Here is a 10,627-nt window from a genome sequence, read left to right on the forward strand (position 1 = left end):
AAAACGCCTTTCAGACAAATGCTTCAATGGATTTGCCAATAATCTACCATCCGCAATACGTTGCGCCGTTACCGCCGGATCATCGCTTTCCCATGATGAAGTTCAAGAAACTTTACGAAATGCTGCTGTTGGAGAGCGTGGCGATCGCGCCTCAATTCCATTTTCCCCAGCGGTCTCCTCAAGCGTGGATTGAGTTTGTTCATGACTCCGATTATGTTAATGCCTACTGCAACGGCACCCTTGATCCCAAGGCCCAGCGCCGCATCGGGTTGCCGTGGAGTCCTGAATTAGTGAATCGAACTTGTGTCGCGATCGGGGGCACGATTCTCACCGCGCAACTGGCGCTCAAACAAGGATTAGCCTGTAATACGGCTGGCGGAACGCACCACGCCTTTCCTGCGTATGGCTCAGGGTTTTGCATCTTTAACGATCTGGCGATCGCCGCTCGCTATGTCCAAAAACACAAGCTGGCTCAAAAGATTCTCATCGTCGATTTAGATGTTCATCAGGGCGACGGGACGGCGTTTATCTTCCAAAACGATCCCAGTGTGTTCACGTTTTCGATGCACTGCGGCGTTAACTTTCCGGGCACCAAACAGCAGAGTGACCTGGATGTTCCACTCCCAGAAGGCATGGAAGACGACGACTATTTACAAACCCTGTCAAATTATTTGCCAGACCTATTATCAGAAGTGAAACCCGATCTGGTGCTGTATGATGCTGGCGTTGATCCACACTTGGGCGATCGTCTGGGCAAACTCTCGCTCACCGATACCGGACTCTTTCGCCGCGAAATGCAAGTTTTGATCACCTGCGTCTCATTGGGCGTTCCGATCGCTTGTGTGATTGGCGGCGGTTATGCAGAGGATCTGGACGCTCTGGTGTATCGGCACTCTCTATTGCATAGGGCCGCCAGCGACGTTTATCGGCAATATCGGTTGTAGCAATACGTAAATTCGATGAAATTCCTCGCTTCGCGCTATCAGTCTTGTTTGAAAGTCTCCCAGAATTGGGGAGCAGAAGCGCTGAACAACAAAGCGAACGAACTTGATGGATTCAGCTAAATGGATTCAGCTAAAAAAAAGCGGAGCAACCTTCATCACTCCGCGATCGCTTATCGTTTTTCTTCGGTTGCGGGAGGCGACTCAAACTTGTAGCCAACGCCACGTACCGTTTGAATCAAAGCTGGCTGGCTCGTATCGATTTCGATCTTTTTGCGGATCTGACCAATATGGACATCTACCACCCGCTGATCGCCCACATACTCATAATCCCAAACTTCTTGAATCAACTCTGCCCGTCGCCACACCCGACCCGGATGGCTGGCTAGAAAGTGCAGCAGATCAAACTCTAGCGCCGTCAAAGGCACCATATCTTCGTTAAGCTTGACCTCTCGCCGGACGGGATCAATCACCAACTTGTCAAAACTCAGGCATTGCTGCTCGGCGGTTGTCACGACTCGCTGACGTTTTAAGATCGCCCCAACTCGAACGCCCAACTCTCCTAAGCTAAAAGGCTTTGTGATGTAATCATCCGCACCCTGGCTAAATCCGCGAATTCTATCTGCCTCATCTGTCCGACTGGTGAGCATTAATACAAACACTCCGGTACGGCTCTGCATTTCTTGACAGAGATTGTAGCCATTGGCATCTGGCAAATTCACATCCAAAATTACTAAATCAGGATTGAACTGTTCAAACGTTGTCATAGCCGTTTTACCGTCTTCGGCAGACTCCATCTGGTAGTTTTGCTTCGTGAGAAAACGATGGATCAAATTCCGGATTGCCGAGTCATCATCTACTACGAGAATCTTGGCTGGAGCCATGACCATAACCTTGCGTTGAAAGTGTAGGGGTGGAAACTAGGTGTGATGTGCAGAGCTAGTTGAGAAGCTGTCTATTTCTGTAATACACAGGATATATTTGCCATCAGCATTAGTATGCCTCAGCTTTTGTCTAGAATATCCTCAGATACCGTGGTTTCCGCAAAAAAGCTTGTGGGAGAGGCGGACGATAGACGGTAGACTGGAGACGAGCAGGGAATTCGTTTTTAGCCGAGCAGCCCGAAATGATCGAGGTCTGACGTTCTTAGTCTAAAGTCCAAAGTCTAGTTGTGAACCTGTGTTGAGCTAAGTTACCCTGAATGAGAAGGTGGAGTAACGGCTGATGAGCGATCGAAATCCCTACGAAAAACTCGGTGTCCAAGAAGGTGCGACCTTTGAGGAGATTCAGAGTGCCAAAAAGCGTCTGTTGACAGAGTTTGCTGACGATCAAAAAAAACTAACCGAGATCGAAACGGCCTATGATGCTGTCCTGATGGAGCGCCTCAAAATGCGCCAGGAAGGGAAAATTCCGGTGCCTGATCGCATTCGCTTTCCAGAAAAGCTAGCCCAATCAAAGCCCAGTCCGGCCCCGTCTCCGTCTAAAAGTTCTCCTCAGTGGTTGAGCAATCTGCTGGACGTGCCCGCTGCCAAAGAGATTGCTTTACCTGCGGTGATTCAGCTTGCTCTGGGGGGTGTCGTGTTTTTCTATCCGCAAGATTCTACGTTGCAGTTAGCAATGGCGGTGAGTGTGGCTTCTACGCTGTACTTTATCTATCGTAAAGAGCGCAAACTGGGGCGATCGGTCTTGCTCGGTCTGGGCGGATTGATTCTGGGATTTTTGATTGGTGGCTTGCTCGATGGAGCGCTGCGATCTGCTTCAGCAGATATCTCTTTGAGATCGCAAATTCCAGGGTTGCCGATGCCAGATGTGGTGGTGAGTTTGGTTACATTCTTCATTTTGTGGATATTCAGTAGCTTCTTGAAGTAAGCGAATATAATGTGGGATCTAAGCAAGAGGCGTGATTTATTGCGTCCGATCGCTCTCACGTCTGGATGAGATTCCTGCATGTCTGCTGCTTTTGAGAAAAATAGTTTTGACTGGCAAGTCCAGCAGATTTTCCGGCGCGCCGGGGAATGGGTTGAGCGAGTGTTTGTAGCTCCCAATCTGCCCAATCTACCCAATGCGCCCCAATGGTGGTTTCCAGAGAATCTGCTGGAAACGGCTTTTTGGACGATCGTGATCTTTGCCTCAATTTGGTTAGGCTGGCGGATTTGGCGATTGTTCACTTATCTCAACGTTCTAAATCCTGACAAGGCTCGCTGGCTCAACCGACCCGCTAAAGGGGATGAGGAGCGCGATCGTACCGTTGCCGCTTGGATGCGTCAGATGCAAGAATTTCAGCGTCAGGGCAATTATTCGGAAGCGTGTCGTGCCTTATACATGGCGATGCTACAGCGCTTAAACGATACGAAGCTGTTGCCGCATCAGTCTAGCCGCACCGATGGAGAGTATTTACAGGTCGTCCAGCAGTTGCCGCAAGCACAGTCTTATCAAACTCTGATTAGCACTCATGAGCAACTGTGTTTTGGTCAGGCTACTATTTCGTCTGAAGAGTTTTCGACCTGTCAGCGAGCCTATCAAGAGATTGAGCAAGGCAGCGAGGGGCAGATCAGATGAAGCGGATCGATCGACGGCTCTTGTTTGCTGGATTTGTGCTGGTGGCGATCGTATTGCTTACCCTATTTGCGGCTCCGAGAGGTCGCCAGGTCGGTGGCTCTACGTTTAGTCGCGCTCCCGATGGGTATGGGGCCTGGTATGCCTACATGCAGCAGCAGGAAACGCCGATTAAACAGTGGAAGCGTCCTTTTGCGGAGTTTGGGAAACAGGCTGGTTTAGACAAGGCTCCGGTGACGCTTGTGACGATCGACCCTGGAATGGATCGGGCATCGCTGGCAGAAAGCAATCTAGAGTGGGTGCGTCGAGGCAACACCCTGGTTATTTTAGGGAAATTTACGCCTGCGACAGAAGCGCCTTTTAGCACGACTCAGACAGGTGGTGTCAAAATCGAAACTTCTCGCCGGGAAAAGTTGGAGCGGGGTGAAGCGCAGTTGTTGGGCGATCGCTATGGAGCTATTGTCTGGCAAAGCGCGATCGGTAAAGGACGGGTCATTCTCGTCAATACGCCTTACTTGGGTGCCAATGCTTATCAAGACCAGCCGAATCTTGCATTTCTAGCCAAACTGGTCAAACAAAACAGCAAGACGATTTGGGTTGATGAATACAGCCACGGCTACCAAGAAAGCGAAGTTGTAGCTCAAAAGAAAGGAAACTGGCTGACGTATTTGACCCAAACGCCTCTGTTGCCAGTGTTGGTGCAAGCGATCGTGCTGCTTTTGGTCTACATCTGGGCAAACAATCATCGCCTGGGTCAACCTCTGCCCTTAACCAATACCAAAACTGACAATAGTGAAGCTTATATTCAGGCACTTGCGGGCGTTTTGCATCAAGCAGGTCGCAGTGAATTTGTGGTGGATGCGATCGGCAAAGCAGAACAAATTCAAATTCAGCAAGCTTTGGGTCTCGGCTCAACGCCCTTAGACCCCGAAACGCTGATTAACCTCTGGGTCAAGCAAACCGGCCGCCCCACCACCGACCTCCAACCAGTCCTTCAACCCCTCTCCAAAAAACAACGCCTCAGCGAACAAGACCTGACCACCTGGATCAAAAATATCCAAACCGTCCACCAACACCTCCCCTAGCTAGCTCCTCCCTCCTCCCTCCTCCCTCCTCCCTACCTCCTATGTCCGACCTCTACGCCACGATTAATCGTCTCCGCCAAGCCCTCGATAAAGTCGTTGTGGGTCAAGGCGCGATCGTTCAACAGCTTCTCGTCGCGCTACTTTCGGGGGGGCATGTGATTTTGGAGGGCGTTCCGGGAACGGGAAAAACGCTGCTCGTTAAAGTCATGGCTCAGTTGGTGCAGGCTGATTTTCGGCGGATTCAGCTAACGCCCGACATTCTACCCTCTGACATTTTGGGGACGAATATTTTTGACTTAAATACGCGCAGTTTCACGCTTAAGAAAGGGCCGATTTTTACGCAAATTCTATTAGCCGACGAGATTAATCGCACCCCGCCCAAAACTCAGGCCGCCTTACTCGAAGCAATGGAAGAACAGCAGGTGACATTAGATGGTGAAAGTTTGGCGCTGTCTGAGTTGTTTTGGGTGATTGCTACACAAAATTCTCTAGAGTTTGAGGGCACTTATCCCTTGCCAGAGGCGCAACTCGATCGCTTTCTCTTTAAGCTGTTTGTCTCATACCCAGATGCCGCCGCCGAGAAGCGCATGTTGCTCAACAGTGAGGCAGGATTTCAGGCAAAGCGATCGGACTTAGAGAAGCTGAATGCGTTGGCAACCGTAGCGCACATTGTCCAAGCGCGAAAATTGGTGAAAGCGATTTCGGTTCAGGAGTCAGTTTTGGATTATCTGTTAGCTGTTGTCCAAAAAACTCGTCAGCATCCCGATCTGGTGTTGGGCGCGTCGCCACGATCGGCGGTCAGTTGGCTACAAGCAAGTAAGGCCCAGGCGTGGCTTTCTGGGCGCGATTTTGTCACCCCAGACGACATCAAAACCATTGCTCCTCCCTTGTTACGGCATCGTCTAATCCTCCGTCCCGAAGCTCAATTAGACGGCGTAGGAGTTGATGCAGTGATCCAATCTGTCTTGAGCCAGGTTCCCGTTCCTAGATAGCGAAACTAGCAAATCTCGGCTGAAACGCAGAATCAACTTCATCCCTTATCCCTCATCCCTCATCCCTCCCATGATTCCTTCTCGTCGCACCTATGGGCTACTGCTGTTGGGAATGGCGATCGCGGCTCTCATTTCCCTAATTTGGGCTGAAAATCGTCTAAGCGCATCCCTTCTAACTCTTTTGATTTGGGATGGAATTGTGTTGGGGTTGGCGATCGTCGATAGTCGTCGGGTCGAAAAAGTCAGGGTGGAGCGATCGTCGTTGTCGCGGTTGTCGATCGGTCGAGATAACCTAGTGAGTCTGTCGGTCGAAGCTGGGAAGCAACCTGCTGAAATTCAAATTCATGATGCGTATCCCTTAGATTTTGGCGTGTCGGTCATGCCGCTGGCGGCAAAGTTACCGAGCAATAGTCGTCAAGAATTGATTTATACGGTGCATCCTACCAGTCGCGGAGAACATCAATGGCGGGGGATTCAGGTGAGGCAGTTGAGTCCGTGGGGGTTGGCGTGGCGAGATTGGAAGATTCCTCAAAATCAGACTGTGGCGGTGTATCCCGATTTGATTGGACTGCGATCGCTCTCGATTCGGTTGACTTTGCAGTCTTCTGGAGCGATGAAACGAGCAAAACGATTGGGCATCGGCACCGAGTTTTCAGAACTGCGGGAATATGGCGTGGGTGACGATCTCCGCTTCATTGACTGGAAGGCGACCGCTCGACGAGGCCAGCCTTTGGTGCGCGTGTTGGAGCCAGAACAAGAACAAACGCTGATTATATTGCTCGATCGCGGTCGCTTGATGACGGCTAACGTGAAGGGACTTTCTCGCTTTGACTGGGGGCTAAATGCGACGCTCTCTCTGGCTTTGGCGGGTTTGAATCGAGGCGATCGCGTGGGAGTGGGCGTGTTCGATCGTCAGATTCACACCTGGATTCCACCAGAACGCGGTCAGTCTCATTTGACGCATTTAATTGAGCGATTAACACCTATTCAGCCTGAGATTTTGGAACCCGATTATTTGGGAGCGGTGACAACGCTGGTTAATCAACAGTCTCGTCGCGCTCTGGTGGTGCTAATTACTGACATTGTAGACACCACCGCTTCGGCAGAATTGTTAGCGGCGATGGGTCGATTAACGCCTCGTTATTTGCCGTTTTGTGTGACGCTTCGAGATCCGCAAGTTGACCTTCAAGCTCATACGATTACTGAAAATATTCAGTCTACTTATGCGCGGGCAGTGGCGTTAGATTTGTTGGCTCAGCGTCAAGTTGCGTTTGCAGAATTAAAGCAAAAAGGGGTGTTGGTTTTGGATGCGCCCGCCAATCAAATTACAGAACAACTCGTCGATCGCTATCTACAACTCAAAGCCAAAAATCAACTTTGAAAACTCGAGTCGGTTTCTCCAACCGCATCAAAATCGACTTCATCGTAAAGATCTTTGATAGCAATCTGAAACTCAAAAGAAGTGAAGGATAGAACAAAATTCGGATCTTCATATTCAGAGAGTAGCCATTGATTTGCGTTAGTTTTTGAATAATGCTCGACGTGAATACTGTATTGGTCAATCAGCAAATATTCTTGAAAGCTGGGAATTGTCCGATAAGCAGAAAACTTCTCGCCATGATCATAATCTCTGGTTGATTTAGAGAGAACTTCTGCAATGGCGATCGGGTTAACGATCGTATCTTTTCTTCCTTCTTGTAACTGAAATTCTCGCGGCGTAATCATTACATCAGGATAAGTATAAGTTCTCTTTTGAGGTATCCAAAGACGCTGATCAGTGACAAAAGCTCTGAACGTTTGGCGTTTCAGGGCAAAGTTGAGATGAGCGTAGAGATTGCCAGTAATTTGATTGTGTGTAGGAGTACCTCCTGTCATGGTAATTATTTCACCATTAATGTATTCGTTACGAATTTCAGAGGAAATTTCGAGTTCTAAATATTCTTGTGGGGTGTAGTAGCGGCGTTCTGTGGCTTGCATGACAATCACTTTCAATACTTTAGGTTTTAGGATAATTCAGAAGTTCGGTACTTTGTTGATCAGTTGAATGCTTTAGGTTGAAATAACTGATTAGCAACACAAACAAGACGATTCCGGTGATGTATTTGAGAAGATCAGGAATCGCAGGATTGGGAGAAAAGAAGCCTTCGATCGCTCCCGCAATCACCAGCATGGGCACCAGTCCACAAACCAACTGAGCCGCTTGTAATCCATAAAACTTTAGTGCATCGGCTCGACGAAACTTTCCCGGTAATAAGATTCCTCGTGCAATCAATAACCCGGCTCCTCCGGCTAAGAAGATTGCGGGAAGTTCTAAAGATCCGTGGGGAAATACAAATGCCCAAAATGGAAAAGCTAAATCGTTTTGACCCACTAAAGTCCCGATCGTTCCGATCATCAACCCGTTAAAAAATAGCAGCAAAACGGTGATGATTCCTAACGTCATACCACCTGCGATCGCTCTAAATGAAACCATAATATTGTTGATCATGATTTGACTCGAAGCGGTCGGTTCCGTTCCCAAAATCGAACCCATCCACAGCTTGCGATCGTCGCGCACCATTCGCAGCATTTCATCGGGCACAAAGAGCGACATAAAAGCCGAATCACGCCACGCAAACCACCAGCCAATCAAGCCACCTAAGATGAATAAAGCGGTGGCGATCGCAATACAAACCCAGGTTTCTTGCACCACAGCCGGGAAGCCCCAGCGATAAAAGTCGAGAATTGCCTTCCACTCTTGACGGCGTGACCCCTGATAAATTTGACTGTAGCCACGAGAGGCTAACTGCTGTAAATCATGAACCAACGTATTTCCAACTACGGCTTGATTGGTTCTGGCGCGGGCCAAATCAGCCGAAACCGATCGGTATAAGCTAGCCAACTGTTTGATCTCGTTGGTCTGGAGCGATCGCAATCCTCGCTTTTCGACTCGTGTGAGCAGCGCATCCAACAATTTCCAATTTGGTTCTCGTCGTGCAATCCAACGTTTGACATTCATTTTGAACAATCTTAAATTTTCCGGAAACTAACTGTTAGGTCGCTTAAGATAGCGTCAACTCTATCGTTGTTAGACTTTAGACCGCAAATCTTGAAGCACCTCAGCCTCTAATAAGGGCTTAGACAGTTTCAAGTCTATTGCCACACCTCATTCGCCTCCTCAATCAATAACCCAATCTTATGTCAAACGTCAGTCCCGCTAGTCCCCTCGGCCCGCTTAGTGTCGGTAACGTTGTCAGCACTGGAATCCGAATTTATCGCTCCCATTTCAAACAGTACCTTATTCTTTCTTTGATCACCTACCTGTGGATTTTTGTTCCAGTTTTTGGATGGGCCAAGATGGCTGCCATTTCTGGCTTAATTTCGAGACACGCCTACGCAGAATTAATCAACCAGCCAGAAAGCATCAGAGACGCTCGACGCTTTACCAATAGCCGAATCTGGCGTTTCTTTGTAGCATCAATTTTACTAGGCTTGATTTTTATTGGCTTGTACATTGGAATCGTGATCGTTCTCGCTCTTGTGTTTGGTCTAAGTACTTTGTTGGGCCCGATCGGTATTTTATTTGGTATCGTTGGCACCATTGCTGCGTTAATTGTTTTGATCCGAATCTATTCTCGATGGTTTGTTTATGATGTGGCGATCGCCGTTGAAGAAAATATTGATGCAACGACTTCTCTTAGCCGCAGTTGGGACTTAACTGAAGGGGCTGTAGGTCGCATTCAGTGGGTTGTGTTCGTCGCATTTCTGGTTAGCTTGGTGGTACAAATTCCGACGCAGGTTTTGAGTACAGTTTTACAGATCTTTATCCCCAGCGATCCAAGTTCGGTGCCCGTGTTAGCGGTGTTTGTAGGTCTGGCGGTTCTTGTGGTTCTAATTGTCAGTTCTGCGCTGGTGATGCCCTTTTGGCAGGTGATCAAAGCCGTAATTTATTATGATCTTCGCGCTCGTCGTGAAGGGTTAGGATTGCAGTTACGCGATCGTTAAACAATTTATGCGTTTCTTCAATCAGGTCAAAGTTCAAACACCCGAAAGTGTCGAGTTAGAGTTTACGCTGGCAGGAATTGGCAATCGGACGCTGGCACTATTGATCGACTACATCGTCTGGAGTGCTGTCCTGCTGGCGTTTGCGCTCATATGGATGATCGTTTATTGGCAGTTGTCCAACTATATCAATTCTAGGAATCTGAACCTGTGGATGCAGGCGATCGGAATGCTGGTCGGCTTCAGCCTTTACATTGGCTATTTTGTATTTTTTGAGACACTGTGGCGCGGACAAACGATCGGAAAGCGCTTCGCCAAAATCCGCGTGATTCGAGATGATGGGCAACCTGCGGGTTTGTCTCAGGCGATTCTCAGAGCGTTGCTACGACCAATTGATGATGTCTTGTTTGTCGGCGTTTTGTTCATTATCCTGGGTAAGCGAGAAAAGCGAGTGGGGGATTGGGCAGCGGGAACGATCGTCGTTCAAAATGAGCGCCCTGTCGTCTCTGCAACGTTTCAGCTATCCACAGATGCACAATCTCTGGCGAATAAATTGTTAAATACGGCTGAGATTGGGAAGTTATTACCCGATGATTTTGCTGTGATTCGGGAGTATTTGCAGCGCAGAACGCTAATGGAATCAAAAGCGCGATCGGACTTGAGTATACAGTTGGCTCGTCAAGCTAGACAGCTAATCGGAATGCAAGAATTACCCTTTCAAATGACTGCCGATCTATTTTTAGAAGCCGTTTATCTCGCTTACCAACAGCAATCTAATCAGTTTTAATACCATCAAAATTTGTGATAGCCTTCTACGAAACGCTAGAGGAAAGCTGATCGTGAAGGCTATTTGTGTATTTTGTGTCTCCAGCATGGGGGCGAATCCCGCCTATCAACTTGCTGCACAACAACTGGGTGAAACTTTAGCAACAAAAGGTTTAACGCTCGTGTATGGCGGCGGAAACGTTGGGCTGATGGGCGTTGTAGCAGATGCAACTCTGGCAGCGGTTGACCCATTTATCAGAGAGATGGGTCTAAAACCCCGTCCTCCGCTTCGCTAAAGGACGGCTTT

The 10,627-nt window shown here is 48.6% G+C and carries 12 protein-coding genes; 9 read left to right on the forward strand and 3 right to left on the reverse strand.

Translation table 11 applies throughout. The annotated features are described in order from the left end of the window. Positions 1-26 precede the first annotated feature (26 nt). On the forward strand, positions 27-944 hold the full coding sequence (locus tag ACJ2PR_RS21055; RefSeq protein ID WP_446878429.1) for a histone deacetylase family protein: 918 nt from the start codon (positions 27-29) through the stop codon (positions 942-944). A gap of 170 nt (positions 945-1,114) precedes the next feature. Here ACJ2PR_RS21055 and ACJ2PR_RS21060 read toward each other — a convergent pair whose 3' ends face one another. Then, complete coding sequence (locus ACJ2PR_RS21060; protein ID WP_446857393.1) at positions 1,115-1,825, reverse strand: response regulator transcription factor; 711 nt, start codon at positions 1,823-1,825, stop codon at positions 1,115-1,117. Positions 1,826-2,165: 340 nt separating this feature from the next. Between ACJ2PR_RS21060 and ACJ2PR_RS21065 the strand changes: the two genes are divergently transcribed. The 5 genes from ACJ2PR_RS21065 (at position 2,166) to ACJ2PR_RS21085 (ending at position 6,955) form a co-directional block, all read left to right on the forward strand. Next, a complete protein-coding gene (locus ACJ2PR_RS21065; RefSeq protein ID WP_446865996.1) occupies positions 2,166-2,810 on the forward strand; it encodes a CPP1-like family protein in 645 nt (214 codons plus the stop codon). A gap of 78 nt (positions 2,811-2,888) precedes the next feature. Then, the gene (locus tag ACJ2PR_RS21070) at positions 2,889-3,500 is read left to right on the forward strand and encodes a DUF4129 domain-containing protein (RefSeq protein ID WP_446865997.1); all 612 of its coding nucleotides are present in this window, start codon (positions 2,889-2,891) and stop codon (positions 3,498-3,500) included. Next, on the forward strand, positions 3,497-4,582 hold the full coding sequence (locus ACJ2PR_RS21075; RefSeq protein WP_446878430.1) for a DUF4350 domain-containing protein: 1,086 nt from the start codon (positions 3,497-3,499) through the stop codon (positions 4,580-4,582). Before ACJ2PR_RS21070 ends, ACJ2PR_RS21075 begins: the two co-directional genes overlap by 4 nt. 41 nt (positions 4,583-4,623) lie before the next feature. Next, a complete protein-coding gene (locus ACJ2PR_RS21080; protein ID WP_446857397.1) occupies positions 4,624-5,574 on the forward strand; it encodes an AAA family ATPase in 951 nt (316 codons plus the stop codon). A 70-nt stretch (positions 5,575-5,644) separates the two neighbouring features. Next, positions 5,645-6,955 carry a DUF58 domain-containing protein gene (locus ACJ2PR_RS21085; RefSeq protein ID WP_446878431.1) on the forward strand — a complete coding sequence of 437 codons (1,311 nt, stop codon included), beginning with the start codon at positions 5,645-5,647 and terminating at the stop codon, positions 6,953-6,955. On the opposite strand, the gene ACJ2PR_RS21090 is transcribed toward ACJ2PR_RS21085, so the two are convergent. Together ACJ2PR_RS21090 and ACJ2PR_RS21095 are read right to left on the reverse strand one after the other, a co-directional pair. Beyond that, positions 6,946-7,551, reverse strand: coding sequence for a Uma2 family endonuclease (locus ACJ2PR_RS21090; RefSeq protein WP_446878432.1), 606 nt, complete (start codon positions 7,549-7,551; stop codon positions 6,946-6,948). The two genes, ACJ2PR_RS21085 and ACJ2PR_RS21090, sit on opposite strands and share 10 nt — an antisense overlap. 19 nt (positions 7,552-7,570) lie before the next feature. After that, on the reverse strand, positions 7,571-8,572 hold the full coding sequence (locus ACJ2PR_RS21095) for a stage II sporulation protein M (protein ID WP_446878433.1): 1,002 nt from the start codon (positions 8,570-8,572) through the stop codon (positions 7,571-7,573). Positions 8,573-8,751: 179 nt separating this feature from the next. Between ACJ2PR_RS21095 and ACJ2PR_RS21100 the strand changes: the two genes are divergently transcribed. Genes ACJ2PR_RS21100 through ACJ2PR_RS21110 form a run of 3 tightly spaced genes read left to right on the forward strand, consistent with a single transcriptional unit; the run spans position 8,752 to position 10,616 of the window. Then, entirely contained in the window at positions 8,752-9,558 is an 807-nt protein-coding gene (locus ACJ2PR_RS21100) for a hypothetical protein (RefSeq protein WP_446878434.1), read from the forward strand. 7 nt (positions 9,559-9,565) lie between these two features. Then, positions 9,566-10,342: an RDD family protein gene (locus tag ACJ2PR_RS21105; protein ID WP_446878435.1), complete on the forward strand. Its 777-nt coding sequence runs from the start codon at positions 9,566-9,568 to the stop codon at positions 10,340-10,342. A gap of 52 nt (positions 10,343-10,394) precedes the next feature. Then, positions 10,395-10,616, forward strand: coding sequence for an LOG family protein (locus ACJ2PR_RS21110; RefSeq protein ID WP_446866005.1), 222 nt, complete (start codon positions 10,395-10,397; stop codon positions 10,614-10,616). The last annotated feature ends 11 nt before the right edge of the window (positions 10,617-10,627 follow it).

The sequence above is a fragment of the Phormidesmis sp. 146-33 genome (assembly GCF_052939515.1).

What these genes read in the sequence shown, in the direction of transcription:
- ACJ2PR_RS21075 (WP_446878430.1), top strand. Translation starts at nt 3,497, where the DNA reads ATGAAGCGGATCGATCGACGGCTCTTGTTTGCTGGATTTGTGCTGGTG.
- ACJ2PR_RS21085 (WP_446878431.1), top strand. Translation starts at nt 5,645, where the DNA reads ATGATTCCTTCTCGTCGCACCTATGGGCTACTGCTGTTGGGAATGGCG.
- ACJ2PR_RS21095 (WP_446878433.1), bottom strand. Translation starts at nt 8,572, where the DNA reads ATGAATGTCAAACGTTGGATTGCACGACGAGAACCAAATTGGAAATTG.
- ACJ2PR_RS21055 (WP_446878429.1), top strand. Translation starts at nt 27, where the DNA reads ATGGATTTGCCAATAATCTACCATCCGCAATACGTTGCGCCGTTACCG.
- ACJ2PR_RS21065 (WP_446865996.1), top strand. Translation starts at nt 2,166, where the DNA reads ATGAGCGATCGAAATCCCTACGAAAAACTCGGTGTCCAAGAAGGTGCG.
- ACJ2PR_RS21060 (WP_446857393.1), bottom strand. Translation starts at nt 1,825, where the DNA reads ATGGCTCCAGCCAAGATTCTCGTAGTAGATGATGACTCGGCAATCCGG.
- ACJ2PR_RS21080 (WP_446857397.1), top strand. Translation starts at nt 4,624, where the DNA reads ATGTCCGACCTCTACGCCACGATTAATCGTCTCCGCCAAGCCCTCGAT.
- ACJ2PR_RS21105 (WP_446878435.1), top strand. Translation starts at nt 9,566, where the DNA reads ATGCGTTTCTTCAATCAGGTCAAAGTTCAAACACCCGAAAGTGTCGAG.
- ACJ2PR_RS21100 (WP_446878434.1), top strand. Translation starts at nt 8,752, where the DNA reads ATGTCAAACGTCAGTCCCGCTAGTCCCCTCGGCCCGCTTAGTGTCGGT.
- ACJ2PR_RS21070 (WP_446865997.1), top strand. Translation starts at nt 2,889, where the DNA reads ATGTCTGCTGCTTTTGAGAAAAATAGTTTTGACTGGCAAGTCCAGCAG.
- ACJ2PR_RS21090 (WP_446878432.1), bottom strand. Translation starts at nt 7,551, where the DNA reads ATGCAAGCCACAGAACGCCGCTACTACACCCCACAAGAATATTTAGAA.